The organism is Escherichia sp. WS547 (assembly GCF_046486065.1).
GTDB lineage: Bacteria > Pseudomonadota > Gammaproteobacteria > Enterobacterales > Enterobacteriaceae > Escherichia > Escherichia coli.
Genome location: NZ_JBJQMA010000030.1, coordinates 11,970 through 34,240 on the forward strand (window position 1 = coordinate 11,970; position 22,271 = coordinate 34,240).

Here is a 22,271-nt window from a genome sequence, read left to right on the forward strand (position 1 = left end):
CCCGCGTGATTGGAGTAAATGATGCAGTTCTCGAAAATGCATGGCCTTGGCAACGATTTTATGGTCGTCGACGCGGTAACGCAGAATGTCTTTTTTTCACCGGAGCTGATTCGTCGCCTGGCGGATCGGCACCTGGGGGTAGGGTTTGACCAGCTGCTGGTGGTTGAGCCGCCGTATGATCCTGAACTGGATTTTCACTATCGCATTTTCAATGCTGATGGCAGTGAAGTGGCGCAGTGCGGCAACGGCGCGCGCTGCTTTGCCCGTTTTGTGCGTCTGAAAGGGCTGACCAATAAGCGCGATATCCGCGTCAGCACCGCCAACGGGCGGATGGTTCTGACCGTCACCGATGATGATCTGGTTCGCGTAAATATGGGCGAGCCCAACTTCGAACCTTCCGCTGTGCCGTTTCGCGCTAACAAAGCGGAAAAGACCTATATTATGCGCGCCGCCGAGCAGACAATCTTATGTGGCGTGGTGTCGATGGGAAATCCGCACTGCGTGATTCAGGTCGATGATGTCGATACTGCGGCGGTAGAAACGCTTGGTCCTGTTCTGGAAAGCCATGAGCGTTTTCCGGAGCGCGCCAATATCGGTTTTATGCAAGTGGTTAAGCGCGAGCATATTCGTTTACGCGTTTATGAGCGTGGGGCAGGAGAAACCCAGGCCTGCGGCAGCGGCGCATGTGCGGCGGTGGCGGTAGGGATCCAGCAAGGTTTGCTGGCCGAAGAAGTACGCGTGGAACTCCCCGGCGGTCGTCTTGATATCGCCTGGAAAGGTCCGGGTCACCCGTTATATATGACTGGCCCGGCGGTACATGTCTACGACGGATTTATTCATCTATGAAGCAACCAGGGGAAGAACTGCAGGAAACACTCACGGAGCTTGATGACCGGGCGGTTGTCGATTATCTGATTAAAAATCCTGAGTTTTTTATCCGCAATGCGCGCGCAGTTGAAGCGATACGTGTGCCGCATCCGGTACGCGGCACCGTTTCGTTGGTCGAATGGCACATGGCCCGTGCACGTAATCATATTCATGTTCTGGAAGAGAACATGGCGTTGTTGATGGAACAGGCTATCGCCAACGAAGGGCTGTTTTATCGCTTACTCTACTTGCAGCGCAGTCTCACCGCCGCCAGCAGTCTCGATGATATGCTGATGCGCTTTCACCGCTGGGCGCGCGATCTCGGCCTGGCGGGTGCGAGTCTGCGCCTGTTCCCGGATCGCTGGCGTTTAGGTGCACCGTCGAACTACACTCATCTGGCATTAAGCCGTCAGTCTTTCGAACCGCTGCGTATTCAGCGTCTGGGGCAGGAACAGCACTATCTTGGGCCGCTTAACGGACCGGAGTTGCTGGTGGTGCTACCTGAAGCGAAAGCGGTGGGATCGGTGGCGATGTCGATGCTGGGAAGCGATGCTGATTTGGGTGTTGTGCTGTTTACCAGTCGCGATGCCAGTCACTATCAACAAGGGCAGGGAACGCAGTTACTTCATGAAATTGCGCTGATGTTGCCGGAGCTTCTGGAGCGTTGGATTGAACGCGTATGACCGATTTACACACCGATGTAGAACGCTACCTACGTTATCTGAGCGTGGAGCGCCAGCTAAGCCCGATAACCCTGCTTAACTACCAGCGTCAGCTTGAGGCGATCATCAATTTTGCCAGCGAAAACGGCCTGCAAAGCTGGCAGCAATGTGATGTGACGATGGTGCGCAATTTCGCTGTACGCAGTCGCCGTAAAGGGCTGGGAGCTGCAAGTCTGGCGTTACGGCTTTCTGCGCTACGTAGCTTTTTTGACTGGCTGGTCAGCCAGAACGAACTCAAAGCTAACCCGGCGAAAGGTGTTTCGGCACCGAAAGCGCCGCGTCATCTGCCGAAAAACATCGACGTCGACGATATGAATCGGCTGCTGGATATTGATATCAACGATCCCCTCGCCGTGCGCGATCGGGCAATGCTGGAAGTGATGTACGGCGCGGGTCTGCGTCTTTCCGAACTGGTGGGGCTCGATATCAAACACCTCGACCTGGAGTCTGGTGAAGTGTGGGTGATGGGGAAAGGCAGCAAAGAGCGCCGCCTGCCGATTGGTCGCAACGCTGTGGCGTGGATTGAGCACTGGCTTGATTTGCGCGACCTGTTTGGTAGCGAAGACGACGCGCTTTTTCTGTCGAAACTGGGCAAGCGTATCTCCGCGCGTAATGTGCAGAAACGCTTTGCCGAATGGGGCATAAAACAAGGGCTGAATAATCACGTTCACCCGCATAAATTACGTCACTCGTTCGCTACGCATATGCTGGAGTCGAGCGGCGATCTTCGTGGTGTGCAGGAGCTGCTGGGTCATGCCAACCTCTCCACCACGCAAATCTATACTCATCTTGATTTTCAACACCTTGCCTCGGTGTACGATGCGGCGCATCCACGCGCCAAACGGGGGAAATAATGCGTTTTTACCGGCCTTTGGGGCGCATCTCGGCGCTCACCTTTGACCTGGATGATACCCTTTACGATAACCGTCCGGTGATTTTGCGCACCGAGCGAGAGGCGCTTACCTTTGTGCAAAATTATCATCCGGCGCTGCGCAGCTTCCAGAATGAAGATCTGCAACGCCTGCGCCAGGCGGTACGGGAAGCGGAACCCGAGATTTATCACGACGTGACGCGCTGGCGTTTTCGTTCGATTGAACAAGCCATGCTCGACGCCGGGCTGAGTGCCGAAGAAGCCAGTGCAGGCGCACACGCGGCAATGATCAACTTTGCCAAATGGCGCAGCCGAATCGATGTCCCGCAGCAAACCCACGACACCTTAAAACAGCTGGCGAAGAAATGGCCGCTGGTGGCGATCACCAACGGTAACGCCCAGCCGGAACTGTTTGGTTTGGGGGATTATTTTGAGTTTGTGCTGCGCGCTGGCCCGCACGGGCGCTCAAAACCGTTCAGCGATATGTACTTTCTGGCTGCGGAAAAACTCAACGTGCCGATCGGCGAGATCTTACATGTTGGGGACGATCTCACCACTGACGTGGGTGGGGCAATTCGCAGCGGAATGCAGGCTTGTTGGATCAGACCGGAAAATGGCGATCTGATGCAAACCTGGGACAGCCGTTTACTCCCGCATCTGGAAATTTCCCGGTTGGCATCTCTGACCTCGCTGATATAATCAGCAAATCTGTATATATACCCAGCTTTTTGGCGGAGGGCGTTGCGCTTCTCCGCCCAACCTATTTTTACGCGGCGGTGCCAATGGACGTTTCTTACCTGCTCGACAGCCTTAATGACAAACAGCGCGAAGCGGTGGCCGCGCCACGCAGCAACCTTCTGGTGCTGGCGGGCGCGGGCAGTGGTAAGACGCGCGTACTGGTGCACCGTATCGCCTGGCTGATGAGCGTGGAAAACTGCTCGCCATATTCGATTATGGCGGTAACGTTTACCAACAAAGCGGCGGCGGAGATGCGTCATCGTATCGGGCAGCTGATGGGCACCAGCCAGGGCGGCATGTGGGTCGGCACCTTCCACGGGCTGGCGCACCGTCTGCTGCGTGCGCACCATATGGACGCCAATCTGCCGCAGGATTTTCAGATCCTCGACAGCGAGGACCAGCTACGCCTGCTCAAACGCCTAATCAAGGCGATGAACCTCGACGAGAAGCAGTGGCCGCCGCGCCAGGCAATGTGGTACATCAACAGCCAGAAAGATGAAGGCCTGCGTCCACATCATATTCAAAGCTACGGTAATCCGGTGGAGCAGACCTGGCAGAAGGTGTATCAGGCGTATCAGGAAGCGTGTGACCGCGCGGGCCTGGTGGACTTCGCCGAGCTGCTGCTACGTGCTCACGAGTTGTGGCTTAACAAGCCGCATATCCTTCAGCACTATCGCGAACGGTTTACCAATATCCTGGTGGACGAATTCCAGGATACCAACAACATTCAGTATGCGTGGATCCGCCTGCTGGCGGGCGATACCGGCAAAGTGATGATCGTTGGCGATGACGATCAGTCAATCTACGGCTGGCGTGGAGCGCAGGTGGAGAATATTCAGCGTTTCCTCAATGATTTCCCCGGTGCTGAAACTATCCGTCTGGAGCAGAACTACCGCTCTACCAGCAATATTCTGAGCGCCGCGAACGCCCTGATTGAAAACAACAACGGGCGTTTGGGTAAAAAACTGTGGACCGATGGCGCGGATGGTGAGCCTATTTCCCTCTATTGCGCTTTTAACGAACTCGATGAAGCGCGTTTTGTGGTTAACCGTATCAAAACCTGGCAGGACAACGGCGGGGCGCTTGCCGAGTGCGCCATTCTCTACCGCAGCAACGCCCAGTCGCGTGTGCTGGAAGAAGCACTGTTACAGGCAAGTATGCCGTACCGTATTTACGGCGGGATGCGATTCTTCGAACGCCAGGAAATCAAAGATGCGCTCTCGTATCTGCGCCTGATTGCCAACCGTAATGACGACGCGGCCTTTGAGCGCGTGGTGAATACACCAACGCGGGGTATTGGTGACCGGACGCTGGACGTGGTACGTCAGACATCGCGCGATCGCCAGTTAACACTCTGGCAGGCATGTCGTGAACTGTTGCAGGAAAAAGCCCTCGCCGGACGTGCTGCCAGTGCCTTACAGCGGTTTATGGAACTGATCGACGCCTTAGCGCAGGAAACTGCCGATATGCCGCTGCATGTACAGACTGACCGGGTAATTAAAGACTCCGGCCTGCGCACAATGTACGAGCAGGAGAAAGGCGAAAAAGGCCAGACGCGTATCGAAAACTTAGAGGAACTGGTGACGGCGACGCGCCAGTTCAGCTACAACGAAGAAGACGAAGATTTAATGCCGCTGCAGGCGTTCCTCTCCCATGCGGCACTGGAAGCGGGCGAGGGGCAGGCGGATACCTGGCAGGATGCGGTGCAGTTGATGACGCTACACTCGGCGAAAGGTCTGGAGTTCCCGCAGGTGTTTATCGTCGGTATGGAAGAGGGCATGTTCCCAAGCCAGATGTCGCTGGATGAAGGTGGGCGTCTGGAAGAAGAACGCCGTCTGGCCTACGTTGGCGTAACCCGCGCGATGCAGAAACTGACGCTGACCTACGCGGAAACCCGCCGTCTGTATGGCAAAGAAGTTTACCATCGCCCGTCGCGCTTTATCGGCGAGCTGCCGGAAGAGTGTGTGGAAGAGGTGCGCCTGCGCGCCACGGTAAGCCGCCCGGTCAGCCATCAACGGATGGGTACGCCGATGGTCGAGAACGACAGCGGCTACAAGCTCGGCCAGCGCGTACGCCACGCTAAGTTTGGTGAAGGCACCATTGTCAATATGGAAGGCAGCGGTGAGCATAGCCGTTTGCAGGTGGCGTTCCAGGGCCAGGGTATTAAATGGCTGGTGGCGGCTTATGCCCGGTTGGAGACGGTGTGACGTTGCGGGATGCGGTGCGCCACACCGCATTCCGCATCAGCACCTTACTTAGCGCACTTCTTCACATCAATATTCCAGTCAGCACCAGACGCAACCTGATGTTTCTGCGCAAAATTATCCATATTCAGCGCCACGGAAACATTCAATAAGCTGTTCAGATACACCATCGGCTGGCCTTCCGGCACATCGCCGAAGCTTGCGACATACGGCATTTTCCCTGCGTATTTTTGCTGGGAACCTTCGGAAATGGTCACACACAACGTGTCGTTGAGTTTGATTCCTGCCTGATTCAGCAACTCGTCGCTGATATTGCTCCAGACGTTGCCGTACTGAATATCGAGAATCGGGATATTGCCCTTCACTTCACCTTTTGTTGCTTTTGCTTTCTGATAAGAAAGTTCGACAACTTTTGCAGGAAGCTCTGGCCCCACCTGTTCGAACGTAATCGCTCCGGAAGCCAGACGCGCACCAGTGTAGGCATATACATCGCGACCATGGAAGGTATATGACTTTTCAGAACCTTTCAGGCGGTTAGCTTTTTCGTCGATTTCCCGGACGCTATCAATACCCAGAGTTTGTGCCACCAAAGTGAGCGTACCGTTATCTGGTGAAACGAAGTATTGACCGTTTTTGGTTTTCAGCACTACCGATTTACGGTCAGTGCCTACGCCCGGATCGACCACGCTAACAAACACCGAACCTTGCGGCCAGTAACTGGCAGTCTGATACAGGCGATAAGCGCCTTCCCAGATGTTATACGGTGGAATTTCGTGTGTTAAATCAAAGATTTTAAGATTATGGTCAACGCCGAATGCGACCCCTTTCATCGCCGAGACGGCACCATCTTTCAGGCTAAAATCAGTTTGTAAAATCAAAGCGTTATCCGCATAGGCGGATGATGATCCCAGACACGTTAATAAAAATAACGTTGCGAGCGTTTTTTTCATTTTTGTTTCCCTTCATTTATCTGATGATTTTCCAGCTGTGTAGCCAGTCCCAGTTTGTCTGGCCTCCTCGAGTGTACAATGCTTAACCTTTCCGCTCGACGGAAATCATGGTGACAAAAGGATAGCGTTGCCACGGGATTGCCCCGCCTTTCATATACATATGTGAAATTGTGCCATCAAGATAAAGCAACTGCTCAACGTTCAGTTTCGCTTTGGCATAACAGGCAAAATCATAAAAATTTGTCGCCTGCTGGCTCAACAAAAACACGGCGTTCCCTTGTTTATTAATCCCTACACCGTTACGAATTTTACGCGAGGCAACATTCGGGTGAATACGCGGATTAATTACGCCGTTTTCCATCAACATTGGCCCTGACTGCACCGCAAACTGAATCTCTTTACTGGTTTTAAAGGCATCCAGACGAACGATGCCGACTTTATCTCCCGCGACATAAAACACGCCGCCAGGACGAATAAAGAAATTCCCTTCACCTGAAGCGAGATTTAACGCCACCTTCTGCTGACCGTTTTCGATGTACAAACCGAGCGGCGCATAGCTTTCATCATAGATGCCGCCGTTCATCGCCATCTGCACCTGACCCTGACTATTAATATCCGCCAGCAGAGCATGTAACGTTCCCCACGCTTCGCCATTGGCTTTTTGCCAGTACATTTTCACCCGCTCTGTTTGAGGATTAACGATATACGCCTGTACGGTCAGCGCCGGATCTGAGAGTGCGCAATCATCAGCGGCAACAGCAAACAAGGGAAGTAAGGTGAGGGTGAGAAAAATCCGTTTGAGATTCAAGGTGATCATTCCTTTACCAATGAGTAGCCGATGCGCCATTATAGGTCCTGGATGTGGGATTTTTTTATCCTGTTAGCGACCTTGACGAGTACCAAAAAGCGCGAAGTTCAACTATTGTTCTGTGGTGTTCTGTTGCGTGTTGACGGCAAAATTTTGCTGGCGTAACATGCGCGCACGATCACTCTAAGAGGACATTCGCCTTGGACACACCCAGTAGATACTGGCTCACTATCCTGTCATCCAGGATCAACTCCTAAGGCTATCCCTTTTTGCTGATAGCCTTAGCGGTTGTCAGCGACCTCAATTTTTCCCGTCGCGCTGAGTCAGGCTGTTTAATGGTCTGAAACCCAATTTGTTTCTGTGTGCCCACCGAACTGTCCGATATTTTAAGCATTGGGAGTCCCGGTCATGCTGAGCGCATTTCAACTGGAAAATAACCGACTGACCCGGCTGGAAGTCGAAGAGTCACAACCCCTTGTAAATGCAGTATGGATTGATCTTGTCGAACCGGACGACGACGAGCGACTGCGCGTACAATCTGAACTTGGCCAGAGCCTGGCAACCCGCCCGGAACTGGAAGACATCGAAGCATCGGCACGTTTCTTTGAAGACGATGACGGCCTGCATATTCACTCCTTCTTCTTCTTTGAAGATGCGGAAGATCACGCCGGTAACTCCACTGTGGCATTTACCATCCGTGATGGTCGTCTGTTTACTCTGCGTGAGCGTGAACTGCCCGCTTTTCGTCTATATCGTATGCGTGCCCGTAGCCAGTCGATGGTAGACGGTAATGCCTACGAGCTGCTGCTGGATCTGTTCGAAACCAAAATCGAACAGTTGGCAGATGAAATTGAAAATATCTACAGCGACCTGGAGCAGTTGAGCCGGGTAATTATGGAAGGGCATCAGGGCGATGAGTACGACGAGGCGCTCTCCACGCTGGCGGAACTGGAAGATATCGGCTGGAAAGTTCGCCTGTGTCTGATGGATACCCAGCGTGCGCTCAACTTCCTGGTGCGTAAGGCGCGTTTACCGGGCGGGCAACTAGAGCAGGCGCGTGAAATCCTGCGAGATATCGAATCCCTGCTGCCGCATAACGAATCTCTGTTCCAGAAGGTGAACTTCCTGATGCAGGCGGCGATGGGCTTTATCAACATCGAGCAGAACCGCATCATCAAAATCTTCTCGGTGGTATCCGTCGTGTTCCTGCCGCCAACACTGGTTGCTTCCAGCTACGGGATGAACTTTGAGTTTATGCCAGAACTGAAGTGGAGTTTCGGCTACCCAGGCGCGATTATCTTTATGATCCTCGCGGGCCTGGCACCGTATCTGTACTTTAAGCGGAAGAACTGGTTGTAATATGAGTGCCGGATAAAGCTATTTTTTATCCGGCTTATTTCTAAAAATTGTCTTTTTTAAAGTCATGCGGATTGAAAACTCGCTCTATTTTATTTTCTTGTGTTAATTGATACTCAGTAAAATCGTTAATACCAATATGAGTGTTACGATAAGGGTATTCATTAATAACCATTAAGTAATTTTTCACGATGCAATTATCATTGCTCTTAATTGTCGGGAAACAGTAGAGATCTTCATACGGCCCTTCGATATATTTTTTATAGTCAGTGAAGCCATTACCGATATCAATGACATACCAGGTATGCCAACTACCTTCTGGTAGGGGATGTTGATTTTTAATTTCATTCTGATGCTTCAGATACCAATTTATTTTATCGCTGTCAGTCCATGGCAGATAATCAACGACCAGAAAGACTGAATTGCCAGCATCAGAGTATGTATACAAAATCTGTACAGGACGCAATGTCCATAAATTATAGATGCAGCATAGAAGAAATAAACATAATATAATTTTCTGGAGTTTACTTTTCATAGATAATTTTCGATTCTTTCGATAGTGTTAAAATTGGTGAAAAAAGGTTTGAAAGCAAAGTCTTTATGCCGTTGTAAAAAGAACCATATGCGAAAAAATCTATATTTGCTGTAAGTCTTGTTTTTTATATCAGTTACATCCAAACCAAAGTGGTCTTGTGCTATGAAATGAATGGTAGCGCTCCAGCCCATAGGATATTTTTGAAAATTTAAAAGAGAGATTTTTTGAGCTGAGATATCATGAATGCTGATTCCCAGGCCATTAAAATTATCTTTAAAATCATTGAATTTATTTAGTCTTGATGAAAGTAATTCGATCTTAATCTTTTGTAGGAGAAGAGGCCGGTATCCTATCGTAGGTGTTGAAGAAATATCATTTTCGATACATTCTTTGATTACACGTATTGGGCTATTATAATCATATTTGTTTATTCGTTCATGAAAAGATAAGTTCAATTCCTGGCTATGGAAACTGTTGCCATTTCCATATCTAAAATGATCAATCAGATCCTGGATGAGTGTTTTGTATTGTCCAAAAAAGGAAAACATTTTTGCCAGATCTTTCATTTCTGCAAATAAAATATCAATACATTCACTTTGTGATATTTTTGTTCCGGAAGTTGGAACACTAAAAGCACCATAAGTAGAATTCGGCCCAGGAAAATGGTATTTAATGAGGCGGTAAGGATCAACTTTTGCAGAGATGTCGCTTAAGCCGAGTGAGAGAAAATCTTGTTCTTCCATATCCCCATATTGCATATCATCAGCAGAAAAATCATCGAATAAAGTAATAGTTTCGAAAAGTGTACAGGGCATATTAATTGATGAGCCTAATATGTTGTTCATTTATATTCTCCTTTCTTATAATTAAGGGCAATGTTAATTTGATAAGAAATAATAGGGTAAAAAAATTTTAAAAAAGAAATGCACTTCACATTTTTCATTACATTCTGAAGAGAACTTGGTTAATGATTGGTCTTGCTCATCGCTAATAACATAATGCTGAATTTACTAAAAATGAAATTTATTAAAGCAAATGAAAATATACAACGACGTCTGGAAATTCTGCCTTTCCTTATGTGAGTCTCCTGTCAGCATGGCAATATGCCCACTCTCATGCAAGAGTCGGCATATTTTTTCAGAATATATTTATTTTTTATTTGGACGTTCTACGCTGCGTATAAATCGCATCCATCACAAAAATTGCCAGCGCCACCCAAATAAAGGCGAAGGTCACCATCTTATCGGCACCCGGTTTTTCACCATAAAACGTCACAGCCAGCAGGAACATCAGCGTCGGGCCAATGTACTGAAAAAAGCCTAACGTTGAGAGACGCAGGCGTGTCGCAGCCGCAGTAAAACACAACAGCGGTACGGTAGTGACAATCCCGGCGGCGATCAGCAGTAAATTCAGTGACATCGGGTTTTGCCCCATATGGCTAGTTGAGCTGTCGGCAATAGCAAACAGGTAAATCGCCGCCACGGGCAGCAACCACATAGTTTCGATTAACATGCCGGTTTGCGCTTCAACAGCAATCTTCTTGCGTACCAGGCCGTAGAAGGCAAAACTAAACGCCAGCCCCAGCGCGATAATCGGTAGTGAACCAAAAGTCCACAACTGAACCAACACGCCACATATCGCCAGAATCACCGCCAGCCATTGCATCCGGCGGAATCGCTCGCCGAGGAAAATCATCCCTAGCACAATGTTCACCAGCGGGTTAATAAAGTAACCAAGGCTCGCTTCCAGCATATGGTGATTGTTCACCGCCCAGATAAACAGTAGCCAGTTGCCACCAATCAGCACGGCAGAGACTGCCAGCATAAAAATTTTCTGTGGCGTCTGAATCAGCGTTTTTAAATAGGACCACTGGCGGCAGATGCTCATCAGCACCACCATAAAGAAAAACGACCAGATCACGCGATGCGTCAGGATCTCATCGGCGGGCACGTAGTAAATTAGCTTGAAGTACGCTGGCGCAATACCCCAAATAAAATAAGCGGCAAGAGCGAGTAATACGCCCTGCCGCGTTTGTTTTGCATCCATCGGGAATACTCATTTTTAATTGGTAACAGCAGTTTACCTGCTTTTACGTTATCAACCTACCATATAGGTGGCTGTAGCACTGGCAATATAAAGCTGTTCTTCATTGTGTAATTCAACGCGGGCGACGGCGACTTTATTGCCTGCACGTAACAGGCTACTGGTAGCAGTAAAACGCTCGCCTCTGCCTGGGCGCAGATAATCGACGCGAAGATCAATGGTCCCCATTCGCGATAGCCGCTGACGTAGTTCATCTTCACTGATGGTTTCGTGGCGGGTTAAGGTACTTCCCACGCACACCAGACCGGCGGCGATATCCAGCGCCGACGCAATGACCCCGCCGTGCAAAATGCTTTGCGCCCAGTTACCCACCATCATTGGCTGATTTTTAAAGGCCAGCTGTGCGAACTCTTTTTCGTAACGCTCCAGTTCCATCCCCAATGCGCGGTTAAATGGCATGTGATAAACAAACATCTCACCCACTAATTTCAGGGCTTGTTCAGCGGTCAGTACGGCAGACATATCATCCTTACACTTCATTAGTTAATGAAATGTTGATTTTATGCTTCTTTGTTGTTGGTTTCTACTTTAGGAAGGGATAACTAACGGCTATGGAGTTAAGTATGTAAAATAGCCCGCAGAAAAATATTCACCTTATCAATAATTCGTTACGGAGAACACGAGCGATGCGGACTCTGCAGGGCTGGTTGTTGCCGGTGTTTATGTTGCCTATGGCAGTATATGCACAAGAGGCAACGGTGAAAGAGGTGCATGACGCGCCAGCGGTGCGTGGCAGTATTATCGCCAATATGCTGCAGGAGCATGACAATCCGTTCACCCTTTATCCTTATGACACCAACTACATCATCTATACCCAAACCAGCGATCTGAATAAAGAAGCGATTGCCAGTTACGACTGGGCGGAAAATGCGCGTAAGGATGAAGTAAAGTTTCAGTTGAGCCTGGCGTTTCCGCTGTGGCGTGGGATTTTAGGCCCGAACTCGGTGTTGGGTGCGTCTTATACGCAAAAATCCTGGTGGCAACTGTCCAATAGCGAAGAGTCTTCACCGTTTCGTGAAACCAACTACGAACCGCAATTGTTCCTCGGTTTTGCTACCGATTACCGTTTTGCAGGTTGGACGCTGCGCGATGTGGAGATGGGGTATAACCACGACTCTAACGGGCGTTCAGACCCGACCTCCCGTAGCTGGAACCGCCTTTATACCCGCCTGATGGCAGAAAACGGTAACTGGCTGGTAGAGGTGAAGCCGTGGTATGTGGTGGGTAATACTGACGATAACCCGGATATCACCAAATATATGGGTTACTACCAGCTTAAAATTGGCTATCACCTCGGTGATGCGGTGTTGAGTGCGAAAGGACAGTACAACTGGAACACGGGCTACGGCGGCGCGGAGTTAGGCTTAAGTTACCAGATCACCAAACATGTGCGCCTTTATACTCAGGTTTACAGCGGTTACGGCGAATCGCTCATCGACTATAACTTCAACCAGACCCGCGTTGGTGTAGGGGTTATGCTAAACGACTTGTTTTGATGAACGGTTGAGTGGTTGGCAAATCTGGAATCCAGTATCCAGGATTACCCTCTCAGAGACTAAAAGCATTGCAGTTTCTCGCGCAGGCGCTGAAAATAGCGCCTGTTTTTATTTCAGGCAATCGGGGTGAATGTGGCGCAGGCGGAAGTGTTGAATCTGGAGTCCGGAGCTAAACAGGTTTTACAAGAAACCTTTGGCTACCAACAGTTTCGCCCCGGCCAGGAAGAAATTATCGACACTGTGCTTTCCGGCCGCGATTGCCTCGTCGTCATGCCCACTGGTGGCGGAAAATCCCTTTGCTATCAAATTCCTGCCTTATTGCTAAACGGCCTTACCGTGGTTGTTTCACCGCTGATTTCGTTGATGAAAGATCAGGTGGATCAACTGCAAGCCAACGGCGTGGCGGCGGCGTGCCTTAACTCGACGCAAACCCGCGAGCAGCAACTTGAAGTTATGACAGGCTGTCGCACCGGGCAAATCCGCCTGCTTTATATCGCGCCGGAACGTCTGATGCTGGATAACTTTCTTGAGCATCTGGCGCACTGGAATCCGGTGTTATTAGCCGTTGATGAAGCGCACTGTATCTCCCAATGGGGTCACGATTTCCGCCCGGAATACGCTGCCCTCGGTCAGCTGCGTCAGCGTTTTCCGACGCTGCCGTTTATGGCGCTGACTGCCACAGCCGATGACACCACGCGCCAGGATATCGTGCGCCTGCTGGGGCTGAACGATCCGCTGATTCAAATCAGCAGTTTTGACCGTCCGAATATTCGCTACATGCTGATGGAGAAATTCAAACCGCTCGATCAGTTGATGCGTTATGTACAGGAACAACGCGGTAAGTCGGGGATTATTTACTGTAATAGTCGTGCGAAAGTAGAAGACACCGCTGCGCGCCTGCAAAGCAAGGGAATTAGCGCGGCGGCCTATCATGCCGGGCTGGAAAATAATGTTCGCGCTGATGTGCAGGAGAAATTCCAGCGCGATGACCTGCAAATTGTGGTGGCGACGGTGGCGTTCGGCATGGGCATCAATAAACCAAACGTTCGCTTCGTGGTGCATTTTGATATTCCGCGCAACATTGAATCCTATTATCAGGAAACCGGACGCGCCGGGCGTGATGGCCTGCCCGCGGAAGCGATGCTGTTTTACGATCCGGCGGATATGGCGTGGCTGCGTCGTTGTCTGGAAGAGAAACCGCAGGGGCAGTTACAGGATATCGAACGTCATAAACTCAATGCGATGGGCGCGTTTGCCGAAGCGCAAACTTGCCGTCGTCTGGTGCTGCTGAACTACTTTGGCGAAGGGCGGCAGGAGCCGTGCGGGAACTGCGATATCTGCCTCGATCCGCCGAAACAATACGATGGTTCAACCGATGCTCAGATTGCCCTTTCCACCATTGGTCGTGTGAATCAGCGGTTTGGGATGGGTTATGTGGTGGAAGTGATTCGTGGCGCTAATAACCAGCGTATCCGCGACTATGGTCATGACAAACTGAAAGTCTATGGCATGGGCCGTGATAAAAGCCATGAACATTGGGTGAGCGTGATCCGCCAGCTGATTCACCTCGGCCTGGTGACGCAAAATATTGCCCAGCATTCTGCCCTACAACTGACAGAGGCTGCGCGTCCGGTGCTGCGCGGCGAATCCTCTTTGCAACTTGCCGTGCCACGTATCGTGGCGCTCAAACCGAAAGCGATGCAGAAATCCTTCGGCGGCAACTACGATCGCAAACTGTTCGCCAAATTACGCAAACTGCGTAAATCGATTGCCGATGAAAGCAATGTCCCGCCGTACGTGGTGTTTAACGACGCAACCTTGATTGAGATGGCGGAACAGATGCCGATCACTGCCAGCGAAATGCTCAGCGTTAACGGCGTTGGGATGCGCAAGCTGGAACGCTTTGGCAAACCGTTTATGGCGCTGATTCGTGCACATGTTGATGGCGATGACGAAGAGTAGTCAGCAGGATAAAAAAGTGCCAGGATGAAGACTCCGTAAACGTTTCCCCCGCGAGTCTAATGTATGTTGATGTTATTCCTCACCGTCGCCATGGTGCACATTGTGGCGCTTATGAGCCCCGGTCCCGATTTCTTTTTTGTCTCTCAGACCGCTGTCAGTCGTTCCCGTAAAGAAGCGATGATGGGCGTGCTGGGCATTACCTGCGGCGTAATGGTTTGGGCTGGGATTGCGTTGCTTGGCCTGCATTTTATTATCGAAAAAATGGCCTGGCTGCATACACTGATTATGGTGGGCGGTGGCCTGTATCTCTGCTGGATGGGTTATCAGATGCTGCGTAGCGCACTGAAAAAAGAGGTCGTTTCTGCGCCTGCGCCACAGGTAGAACTGGCAAAAAGCGGACGCAGTTTCCTGAAAGGCTTACTGACCAATCTCGCCAATCCGAAAGCGATTATCTACTTTGGTTCGGTATTCTCGCTGTTTGTCGGCGATAACGTCGGCACCACTGAGCGCTGGGGCATTTTCGCGTTGATTATTATCGAAACACTGGCGTGGTTTACCGTCGTTGCCAGCCTGTTTGCCCTGCCGCAAATGCGCCGTGGTTATCAACGTCTGGCGAAGTGGATTGATGGTTTTGCCGGGGCGTTATTTGCCGGATTTGGCATTCATTTGATTATTTCGCGTTGATGCCAGACGCGTCATCAGAGTAAGTCGGATAAGGCGTTTACGCCGCATCCGACATTATTTTTCACGCATGCCTCGCCGATGCTAACAGCGCTCCCACCAGCATAAACAACGAGCCGAAAATCTTATTCAGCGCCTTCATCTGCTTTGGTCCTTTAATCCATAGAGCAATCCGTTGAGCAAGGGTGGCGTAACCGATCATCACAATAATATCGACCACAATAGTCGTGACGCCGAGCACGATATACTGCATCAGCTGCGGCTGTTGCGGCATGATGAATTGCGGAAATAGCGCCGCCAGAAACACAATACTTTTGGGATTGGTGAGATTCACAAAAACTGCGCGCTGGAACAAATGTCGACGCGATTGAGTAGAGGCCAGCGATTTAAGATCAATTGCGCCAGCGGCGCGCCACTGCTGAATCCCAAGCCAAATCAGATAAGCTGCGCCCGCCCACTTCAACACTTCAAACGCAATCACTGAGCGGGAAAATAGCGTCCCCAAACCCACGCCAACCAGCACAATATGAATCGCCAGTCCGGTCTGAAGCCCAGCAATAGACGCCACCGCGCCGCGATAACCATGGTTGAGCGAGGTGGTCATGGTGTTGATTGCGCCAGAGCCTGGCGACAGGCTTAAAATGATCGATGTCAGCAGGTAGGCAAACCACCATTCTAAGGTCATGATGAACTCCCGGTGTGTCTATTTTTGTGCCACAATACGCTACTGTCGCAGCGTTGTGTCAGGCACGCTTAAAAAAACGATTTTACGTGGTTTAAGAGGCAGATTACCCGATGTTTCAGCAGCAAAAAGACTGGGAAACAAGAGAAAACGCGTTTGCTGCTTTTACCATGGGACCGCTGACTGATTTCTGGCGTCAGCGAGATGAAGCAGAGTTTACTGGTGTGGATGACATTCCGGTGCGCTTTGTCCGTTTTCGCGCACAGCACCATGACCGGGTGGTAGTCATCTGCCCGGGGCGTATTGAGAGCTACGTAAAATATGCGGAACTGGCCTACGACCTGTTCCATTTGGGGTTTGATGTCTTAATCATCGACCATCGCGGGCAGGGACGTTCCGGTCGCCTGTTAGCCGATCCGCATCTCGGGCATGTTAATCGCTTTAATGATTATGTTGATGATCTGGCGGCATTCTGGCAACAGGAAGTTCAGCCCGGTCCGTGGCGTAAACGTTATATACTGGCACATTCGATGGGCGGTGCGATCTCCACATTATTTCTGCAACGCCATCCAGGTGTATGTGACGCCATTGCGCTAACTGCGCCAATGTTTGGGATCGTGATTCGTATGCCGTCATTTATGGCACGGCAGATCCTCAACTGGGCCGAAGCGCATCCACGTTTCCGTGATGGCTATGCAATAGGCACCGGGCGCTGGCGCGCGTTGCCGTTTGCTATCAACGTACTGACCCACAGCAGACAGCGATATCGACGTAACTTACGCTTTTATGCTGATGACCCAACGATTCGCGTCGGTGGGCCGACCTACCATTGGGTACGCGAAAGTATTCTGGCTGGCGAACAGGTGTTAGCCGGTGCGGGTGATGACACCACGCCAACGCTTCTCTTACAAGCTGAAGAGGAACGCGTGGTGGATAACCGCATGCATGACCGTTTTTGTGAACTCCGCACCGCTGCGGGCCATCCTGTCGAAGGAGGACGGCCGTTGGTAATTAAAGGTGCGTACCATGAGATCCTTTTTGAAAAGGACGCAATGCGCTCAGTCGCGCTCCACGCCATCGTTGATTTTTTCAACAGGCATAACTCACCCAGCGGAAACCGCTCTACAGAGGTTTAAATTTCTTATGTACCAGGTTGTTGCGTCTGATTTAGATGGCACGTTACTTTCTCCCGACCATACGTTATCCCCTTACGCCAAAGAAACTCTGAAGCTGCTCACCGCGCGCGGCATCAACTTTGTGTTTGCGACCGGTCGTCACCACGTTGATGTGGGGCAAATTCGCGATAATCTGGAGATTAAGTCTTACATGATTACCTCCAATGGCGCGCGCGTTCACGATCTGGATGGCAATCTGATTTTTGCTCATAACCTGGATCGCGACATTGCCAGCGATCTGTTTGGCGTAGTCAACGACAATCCGGACATCATTACTAACGTTTATCGCGACGACGAATGGTTTATGAATCGCCATCGCCCAGAAGAGATGCGCTTTTTTAAAGAAGCGGTGTTCAAATATGCGCTGTATGAGCCTGGATTACTGGAGCCGGAAGGCGTCAGCAAAGTGTTCTTCACCTGCGATTCCCATGAACAACTGCTGCCGCTGGAGCAGGCGATTAACGCTCGCTGGGGCGATCGCGTCAACGTCAGTTTCTCTACCTTAACCTGTCTGGAAGTGATGGCGGGCGGCGTGTCGAAAGGCCATGCGTTGGAAGCAGTGGCGAAGAAACTGGGCTACAGCCTGAAGGATTGTATTGCCTTTGGTGACGGGATGAACGACGCCGAAATGCTGTCGATGGCGGGGAAAGGCTGCATTATGGGCAGTGCGCACCAGCGTCTGAAAGATCTGCATCCGGAGCTGGAAGTGATTGGTACTAATGCCGACGACGCGGTGCCGCATTATCTGCGTAAGCTCTATTTATCGTAATCGTTCTTTATTTGGCCAGTTGTCAACCTGATACTTCGCTACAATGGATACTCGTTAATCAAAGAGTTTTCCATTGTGGCGCTACTTATCATCACCACGATTCTGTGGGCCTTCTCCTTTAGCTTTTATGGCGAGTACCTTGCGGGGCACGTCGATAGCTATTTTGCGGTGCTGGTGCGCGTTGGCCTGGCGGCACTCGTTTTTTTGCCGTTTCTGCGTACCCGTGGCAATAGCCTGAAAACGGTCGGCCTGTATATGCTGGTGGGCGCGATGCAGCTCGGCGTGATGTATATGCTGAGTTTTCGCGCCTATCTCTACCTGACGGTCTCCGAATTGTTGCTGTTCACCGTACTGACGCCGCTCTACATTACGTTGATTTATGACATCATGAGTAAGCGCCGTCTGCGCTGGGGCTATGCTTTTAGCGCCTTGTTGGCGGTGATTGGTGCCGGGATTATTCGCTATGATCAGGTCACCGACCACTTCTGGATTGGCCTGCTGCTGGTGCAGCTCTCCAATATCACTTTTGCCATCGGCATGGTGGGTTACAAACGTCTGATGGAAACTCGCCCGATGCCGCAGCATAACGCCTTTGCGTGGTTCTATCTTGGCGCGTTCCTGGTGGCGGTGATTGCATGGTTCTTGCTGGGAAATGCGCAGAAAATGCCACAAACCACGTTGCAATGGGGCATTCTGGTGTTTCTTGGCGTGGTGGCTTCCGGGATTGGCTACTTTATGTGGAACTACGGCGCAACCCAAGTAGACGCCGGAACGCTGGGTATTATGAATAATATGCACGTTCCGGCAGGGCTGCTGGTAAACCTGGCTATCTGGCACCAACAGCCGCACTGGCCAACGTTCATTACAGGCGCGCTGGTGATCCTGGCCTCACTGTGGGTGCATCGTAAGTGGGTCGCTCCGCGCTCTTCACAAACGGCAGATGATCGCAGGCGTGATTGCGCGCTGAGCGAATAAACGCTTCAGTAATCGGCTGACGCTGCTCGCCATCGCGCACGGCGGCGTACAGTCGGCTCCACAAGCCTTCGCCCAGGGTTTTGGTCACCACCAGACCCTGGCGCTCAAAACTCTCTACTACCCAATGCGGCAGGGCGGCAATACCCATCCGCGCGGCAACCATCTGAATCAACAATAAGGTGTTATCGACGCTTTTCAGTGACGGGCTGACGCCTGCCGGCTGAAGAAAATGCCGCCAGACATCCAGTCGGCTACGCTGCACCGGATAAATCAACAGCGTCTCGCTGGCGAGATCTTCCGGTGTAATACGCGTTTTTGCCGCCAGCGGATGGTCAGGTGCCAACACCAGACGCACTTCATAATCGAACATCGGCGAATAATGCAGGCCACTGCGCGGCAGAATATCTGACGTCATCACCAGATCCAGCTCGCCCTGTTGCAACGCAGGCTGCGGGTCAAACGTCACGCCCGATTTAAAGTCCATCTCGACCTGCGGCCAGTTCTTATGGAAATTTTCTAACGCGGGCGTCAGCCACTGAATACAGCTATGGCACTCAATGGCGATGCGCAGACGCGTCTGCTGCGGTTCATTGCAGGCTTGCAGTGCCTGGCTAATTTGTGGCAGCACCTGGTTTGCCAGTTGCAACAGGATTTCTCCCTGCGGTGTAAAGCGAAGCGGCTGGCTCTTACGCACAAATAGCCGGAAGCCAAGGCGTTGTTCCAGATCGCTAAACTGGTGAGACAGGGCGGATTGCGTCTGATGCAACGTCGCCGCAGCGGCTGCGAGCGAGCCGCAGTTCCGCAACGCTTGTAGCGTTTTCAGATGTTTTACTTCGATCATGAAAGTCCTTCACTTCGGCATGAATAATTTGCGCTTGAGGAATATACAGTAACCGCCAATTATGGATGTGTAAACATCTGGACGGCTAAATACTAAAAATTCCATAAGGGGCATATAATGACAATTCTTAATCACACCCTCGGTTTCCCTCGCGTTGGCCTGCGTCGCGAGCTGAAAAAAGCGCAAGAGAGTTATTGGGCGGGGAACTCCACGCGTGAAGAACTGCTGGCGGTAGGGCGTGAATTGCGTGCTCGTCACTGGGATCAACAAAAGCAAGCGGGTATCGACCTGCTGCCGGTGGGCGATTTTGCCTGGTACGATCATGTACTGACCACCAGTCTGCTGCTGGGTAACGTTCCGGCGCGTCATCAGAACAAAGATGGTTCGGTAGATATCGACACCCTGTTCCGTATTGGTCGTGGACGTGCGCCGACTGGCGAACCTGCGGCGGCAGCGGAAATGACCAAATGGTTTAATACCAACTATCACTACATGGTGCCGGAATTCGTTAAAGGCCAACAGTTCAAACTGACCTGGACGCAGCTGCTGGACGAAGTGGACGAGGCGCTGGCGCTGGGCCACAAGGTGAAACCTGTGCTGCTGGGGCCGGTTACCTACCTGTGGCTGGGTAAAGTGAAAGGTGAACAGTTTGATCGCCTGAGCCTGCTGAACGACATTCTTCCGATTTATCAGCAAGTGCTGGCAGAACTGGCAAAACGCGGCATTGAGTGGGTACAGATTGATGAACCCGCGCTGGTACTGGAACTGCCGCAGGCGTGGCTGGACACATACAAACCCGCTTACGACGCGCTCCAGGGACAGGTGAAACTGCTGCTGACCACCTATTTTGAAGGCGTAACGCCAAATCTCGACACGATTACTGCGCTGCCTGTTCAGGGTCTGCATGTCGATCTTGTACATGGTAAAGATGACGTTGCTGAACTGCACAAGCGTCTGCCTTCTGACTGGCTGCTGTCTGCGGGTCTGATCAATGGTCGTAACGTCTGGCGCGCCGATCTTACCGAGAAGTATGCGCAAATTAAGGACATTGTCGGCAAACGCGATTTGTGGGTGGCATCTTCCTGCTCACTGCTGCACAGCCCCATCGACCTGAGCGTGGAAACGCGTCTTGATGCAGAAGTGAAAAGCTGGTTTGCCTTCGCCCTGCAAAAATGTCATGAACTGGCACTGCTGCGCGATGCGCTGAACAGTGGTGACACGGCTGCTCTGGCAGAGTGGAGCGCTCCGATTCAGGCGCGTCGTCACTCTACTCGTGTTCATAATCCGGCAGTAGAAAAGCGTCTGGCGGCGATCACCGCCCAGGACAGTCAGCGTGCGAATGTCTATGAAGTGCGTGCTGAAGCCCAGCGTGCGCGTTTTAAACTGCCCGCGTGGCCGACCACCACGATTGGTTCCTTCCCGCAAACCACGGAGATTCGTACCCTGCGTCTGGATTTTAAAAAGGGTAATCTCGACGCCAATAACTACCGCACGGGCATTGCGGAACATATCAAGCAGGCCATTGTTGAGCAGGAACGTTTGGGACTGGATGTGCTGGTACATGGCGAGGCTGAGCGTAATGACATGGTGGAATACTTTGGCGAGCACCTCGACGGTTTTGTCTTTACGCAAAACGGTTGGGTACAGAGCTACGGTTCACGCTGCGTGAAGCCACCGATTGTTATTGGTGACGTTAGCCGCCCGGCACCGATTACCGTTGAGTGGGCGAAGTATGCGCAATCCCTGACTGATAAACCGGTGAAAGGGATGTTGACCGGCCCGGTGACTATTCTCTGCTGGTCGTTCCCGCGTGAAGATGTCAGCCGTGAAACCATCGCCAAACAAATTGCGCTGGCGCTGCGTGATGAAGTGGCGGACCTGGAAGCCGCTGGAATTGGCATCATCCAGATTGATGAACCGGCACTGCGCGAAGGTTTACCGCTGCGTCGCGGCGACTGGGATGCCTATCTCCAGTGGGGCGTGGAGGCTTTCCGTATCAACGCCGCCGTGGCGAAAGATGACACACAAATCCACACTCACATGTGTTACTGCGAGTTCAACGACATCATGGATTCGATTGCGGCGCTGGACGCAGACGTCATCACCATCGAAACCTCGCGTTCCGACATGGAGTTGCTGGAGTCGTTTGAAGAGTTTGATTATCCAAATGAAATCGGTCCTGGCGTCTATGACATTCACTCGCCAAACGTACCGAGCGTAGAATGGATTGAAGCCTTGCTGAAGAAAGCGGCAAAACGCATTCCGGCAGAGCGTCTGTGGGTCAACCCGGACTGTGGCCTGAAAACGCGCGGCTGGCCAGAAACCCGCGCGGCACTGGCGAACATGGTGCAGGCGGCGCAGAATTTGCGTCGGGGATGACGAATATTAACGAGTCACTGTAAATTGCAGTACGATAATGGCTTCCAGCACTGGAAGCCATTTTGCATGAGTGCCAGATTGAAGCTGATCTTCAGGAGCAGAAATAACCGAATCGTTTTTTTCGCAAAACACAGTTTTGAGTGATTCCGTTCAGTAA

22 protein-coding genes are annotated in these 22,271 nt (G+C 51.4%); 14 read left to right on the forward strand and 8 right to left on the reverse strand.

Features of this window, described 5'->3' with window-relative positions:
- Positions 1-21 precede the first annotated feature (21 nt).
- The 5 genes from dapF (at position 22) to uvrD (ending at position 5,405) form a co-directional block, all read left to right on the forward strand.
- Entirely contained in the window at positions 22-846 is an 825-nt protein-coding gene (gene dapF, locus ACJHWK_RS21105; protein ID WP_001160654.1) for a diaminopimelate epimerase, read from the forward strand.
- On the forward strand, positions 843-1,550 hold the full coding sequence (locus tag ACJHWK_RS21110; RefSeq protein WP_000812803.1) for a DUF484 domain-containing protein: 708 nt from the start codon (positions 843-845) through the stop codon (positions 1,548-1,550). Before dapF ends, ACJHWK_RS21110 begins: the two co-directional genes overlap by 4 nt.
- Positions 1,547-2,443, forward strand: coding sequence for a tyrosine recombinase XerC (gene xerC, locus ACJHWK_RS21115; protein WP_000130691.1), 897 nt, complete (start codon positions 1,547-1,549; stop codon positions 2,441-2,443). The genes ACJHWK_RS21110 and xerC overlap by 4 nt, the downstream gene beginning before the upstream one ends.
- Complete coding sequence (gene yigB, locus ACJHWK_RS21120) at positions 2,443-3,159, forward strand: 5-amino-6-(5-phospho-D-ribitylamino)uracil phosphatase YigB (RefSeq protein WP_001213584.1); 717 nt, start codon at positions 2,443-2,445, stop codon at positions 3,157-3,159. Before xerC ends, yigB begins: the two co-directional genes overlap by 1 nt.
- 83 nt (positions 3,160-3,242) lie before the next feature.
- Positions 3,243-5,405, forward strand: coding sequence for a DNA helicase II (gene uvrD, locus ACJHWK_RS21125; protein ID WP_000383407.1), 2,163 nt, complete (start codon positions 3,243-3,245; stop codon positions 5,403-5,405).
- A 44-nt stretch (positions 5,406-5,449) separates the two neighbouring features.
- On the opposite strand, the gene ACJHWK_RS21130 is transcribed toward uvrD, so the two are convergent.
- Both ACJHWK_RS21130 and ACJHWK_RS21135 read right to left on the reverse strand, forming a co-directional pair.
- Positions 5,450-6,352 (reverse strand): S-adenosyl-l-methionine hydroxide adenosyltransferase family protein, encoded by a 903-nt coding sequence (locus ACJHWK_RS21130; protein WP_000751627.1) that lies wholly within the window; start codon positions 6,350-6,352, stop codon positions 5,450-5,452.
- Positions 6,353-6,434: 82 nt separating this feature from the next.
- On the reverse strand, positions 6,435-7,199 hold the full coding sequence (locus tag ACJHWK_RS21135) for a phosphodiester glycosidase family protein (protein ID WP_001521766.1): 765 nt from the start codon (positions 7,197-7,199) through the stop codon (positions 6,435-6,437).
- Positions 7,200-7,360: 161 nt separating this feature from the next.
- Here ACJHWK_RS21135 and ysgD point away from each other — a divergent pair, with 161 nt between their 5' ends.
- The gene (ysgD, locus tag ACJHWK_RS21140) at positions 7,361-7,417 is read left to right on the forward strand and encodes a protein YsgD (RefSeq protein WP_211180520.1); all 57 of its coding nucleotides are present in this window, start codon (positions 7,361-7,363) and stop codon (positions 7,415-7,417) included.
- A 151-nt stretch (positions 7,418-7,568) separates the two neighbouring features.
- The gene (corA, locus tag ACJHWK_RS21145) at positions 7,569-8,519 is read left to right on the forward strand and encodes a magnesium/cobalt transporter CorA (RefSeq protein ID WP_000947159.1); all 951 of its coding nucleotides are present in this window, start codon (positions 7,569-7,571) and stop codon (positions 8,517-8,519) included.
- Positions 8,520-8,559: 40 nt separating this feature from the next.
- Here corA and ACJHWK_RS21150 read toward each other — a convergent pair whose 3' ends face one another.
- The 4 genes from ACJHWK_RS21150 to yigI form a co-directional block, all read right to left on the reverse strand.
- Complete coding sequence (locus tag ACJHWK_RS21150; RefSeq protein WP_170886202.1) at positions 8,560-9,051, reverse strand: DUF943 family protein; 492 nt, start codon at positions 9,049-9,051, stop codon at positions 8,560-8,562.
- On the reverse strand, positions 9,048-9,896 hold the full coding sequence (locus ACJHWK_RS21155) for a YPO3983 family protein (protein ID WP_021516929.1): 849 nt from the start codon (positions 9,894-9,896) through the stop codon (positions 9,048-9,050). Before ACJHWK_RS21155 ends, ACJHWK_RS21150 begins: the two co-directional genes overlap by 4 nt.
- A gap of 310 nt (positions 9,897-10,206) precedes the next feature.
- The gene (gene rarD, locus ACJHWK_RS21160; RefSeq protein ID WP_000339104.1) at positions 10,207-11,097 is read right to left on the reverse strand and encodes an EamA family transporter RarD; all 891 of its coding nucleotides are present in this window, start codon (positions 11,095-11,097) and stop codon (positions 10,207-10,209) included.
- A 51-nt stretch (positions 11,098-11,148) separates the two neighbouring features.
- Positions 11,149-11,616 carry an acyl-CoA thioesterase YigI gene (gene yigI, locus ACJHWK_RS21165; protein WP_170886201.1) on the reverse strand — a complete coding sequence of 156 codons (468 nt, stop codon included), beginning with the start codon at positions 11,614-11,616 and terminating at the stop codon, positions 11,149-11,151.
- Between the two features lie 164 nt (positions 11,617-11,780).
- On the opposite strand from yigI, the gene pldA reads away from it, so the two are divergent.
- From pldA to rhtC, 3 genes are all read left to right on the forward strand, one after another.
- Entirely contained in the window at positions 11,781-12,650 is an 870-nt protein-coding gene (gene pldA, locus ACJHWK_RS21170; RefSeq protein ID WP_001521770.1) for a phospholipase A, read from the forward strand.
- Positions 12,651-12,782: 132 nt separating this feature from the next.
- Complete coding sequence (gene recQ / locus ACJHWK_RS21175; protein WP_000035581.1) at positions 12,783-14,612, forward strand: ATP-dependent DNA helicase RecQ; 1,830 nt, start codon at positions 12,783-12,785, stop codon at positions 14,610-14,612.
- Positions 14,613-14,675: 63 nt separating this feature from the next.
- Positions 14,676-15,296, forward strand: a complete 621-nt coding sequence (rhtC, locus tag ACJHWK_RS21180) for a threonine export protein RhtC (RefSeq protein WP_001521771.1) — start codon at positions 14,676-14,678, stop codon at positions 15,294-15,296.
- A gap of 61 nt (positions 15,297-15,357) precedes the next feature.
- On the opposite strand, the gene rhtB is transcribed toward rhtC, so the two are convergent.
- Positions 15,358-15,978: a homoserine/homoserine lactone efflux protein gene (rhtB, locus tag ACJHWK_RS21185; RefSeq protein ID WP_000171710.1), complete on the reverse strand. Its 621-nt coding sequence runs from the start codon at positions 15,976-15,978 to the stop codon at positions 15,358-15,360.
- Between the two features lie 110 nt (positions 15,979-16,088).
- Here rhtB and pldB point away from each other — a divergent pair, with 110 nt between their 5' ends.
- The 3 genes from pldB to bioP all read left to right on the forward strand — a co-directional run bounded on the left by pldB (position 16,089) and on the right by bioP (position 18,894).
- On the forward strand, positions 16,089-17,111 hold the full coding sequence (gene pldB / locus ACJHWK_RS21190; protein WP_000487664.1) for a lysophospholipase L2: 1,023 nt from the start codon (positions 16,089-16,091) through the stop codon (positions 17,109-17,111).
- Positions 17,112-17,118: 7 nt separating this feature from the next.
- A complete protein-coding gene (yigL, locus tag ACJHWK_RS21195) occupies positions 17,119-17,919 on the forward strand; it encodes a sugar/pyridoxal phosphate phosphatase YigL (RefSeq protein WP_000285352.1) in 801 nt (266 codons plus the stop codon).
- Positions 17,920-17,994: 75 nt separating this feature from the next.
- Positions 17,995-18,894 carry a biotin transporter gene (bioP, locus tag ACJHWK_RS21200; protein WP_001551984.1) on the forward strand — a complete coding sequence of 300 codons (900 nt, stop codon included), beginning with the start codon at positions 17,995-17,997 and terminating at the stop codon, positions 18,892-18,894.
- Here bioP and metR read toward each other — a convergent pair.
- Complete coding sequence (gene metR, locus ACJHWK_RS21205; RefSeq protein ID WP_000573618.1) at positions 18,782-19,735, reverse strand: HTH-type transcriptional regulator MetR; 954 nt, start codon at positions 19,733-19,735, stop codon at positions 18,782-18,784. The genes bioP and metR overlap by 113 nt on opposite strands.
- A 117-nt stretch (positions 19,736-19,852) precedes the next feature.
- Between metR and metE the strand changes: the two genes are divergently transcribed.
- Positions 19,853-22,114 (forward strand): 5-methyltetrahydropteroyltriglutamate--homocysteine S-methyltransferase, encoded by a 2,262-nt coding sequence (gene metE / locus ACJHWK_RS21210; RefSeq protein ID WP_001521774.1) that lies wholly within the window; start codon positions 19,853-19,855, stop codon positions 22,112-22,114.
- Positions 22,115-22,271: the final 157 nt, after the last annotated feature.

Bases quoted from the DNA above. Each gene is read 5' to 3' on its own strand.
- dapF (WP_001160654.1), top strand. From the start codon at position 22: ATGCAGTTCTCGAAAATGCATGGCCTTGGCAACGATTTTATGGTCGTC.
- ACJHWK_RS21110 (WP_000812803.1), top strand. From the start codon at position 843: ATGAAGCAACCAGGGGAAGAACTGCAGGAAACACTCACGGAGCTTGAT.
- xerC (WP_000130691.1), top strand. From the start codon at position 1,547: ATGACCGATTTACACACCGATGTAGAACGCTACCTACGTTATCTGAGC.
- yigB (WP_001213584.1), top strand. From the start codon at position 2,443: ATGCGTTTTTACCGGCCTTTGGGGCGCATCTCGGCGCTCACCTTTGAC.
- uvrD (WP_000383407.1), top strand. From the start codon at position 3,243: ATGGACGTTTCTTACCTGCTCGACAGCCTTAATGACAAACAGCGCGAA.
- ACJHWK_RS21130 (WP_000751627.1), bottom strand. From the start codon at position 6,352: ATGAAAAAAACGCTCGCAACGTTATTTTTATTAACGTGTCTGGGATCA.
- ACJHWK_RS21135 (WP_001521766.1), bottom strand. From the start codon at position 7,199: ATGGCGCATCGGCTACTCATTGGTAAAGGAATGATCACCTTGAATCTC.
- corA (WP_000947159.1), top strand. From the start codon at position 7,569: ATGCTGAGCGCATTTCAACTGGAAAATAACCGACTGACCCGGCTGGAA.
- ACJHWK_RS21150 (WP_170886202.1), bottom strand. From the start codon at position 9,051: ATGAAAAGTAAACTCCAGAAAATTATATTATGTTTATTTCTTCTATGC.
- ACJHWK_RS21155 (WP_021516929.1), bottom strand. From the start codon at position 9,896: ATGAACAACATATTAGGCTCATCAATTAATATGCCCTGTACACTTTTC.
- rarD (WP_000339104.1), bottom strand. From the start codon at position 11,097: ATGGATGCAAAACAAACGCGGCAGGGCGTATTACTCGCTCTTGCCGCT.
- yigI (WP_170886201.1), bottom strand. From the start codon at position 11,616: ATGTCTGCCGTACTGACCGCTGAACAAGCCCTGAAATTAGTGGGTGAG.
- pldA (WP_001521770.1), top strand. From the start codon at position 11,781: ATGCGGACTCTGCAGGGCTGGTTGTTGCCGGTGTTTATGTTGCCTATG.
- rhtC (WP_001521771.1), top strand. From the start codon at position 14,676: ATGTTGATGTTATTCCTCACCGTCGCCATGGTGCACATTGTGGCGCTT.
- rhtB (WP_000171710.1), bottom strand. From the start codon at position 15,978: ATGACCTTAGAATGGTGGTTTGCCTACCTGCTGACATCGATCATTTTA.
- pldB (WP_000487664.1), top strand. From the start codon at position 16,089: ATGTTTCAGCAGCAAAAAGACTGGGAAACAAGAGAAAACGCGTTTGCT.
- yigL (WP_000285352.1), top strand. From the start codon at position 17,119: ATGTACCAGGTTGTTGCGTCTGATTTAGATGGCACGTTACTTTCTCCC.
- metR (WP_000573618.1), bottom strand. From the start codon at position 19,735: ATGATCGAAGTAAAACATCTGAAAACGCTACAAGCGTTGCGGAACTGC.
- metE (WP_001521774.1), top strand. From the start codon at position 19,853: ATGACAATTCTTAATCACACCCTCGGTTTCCCTCGCGTTGGCCTGCGT.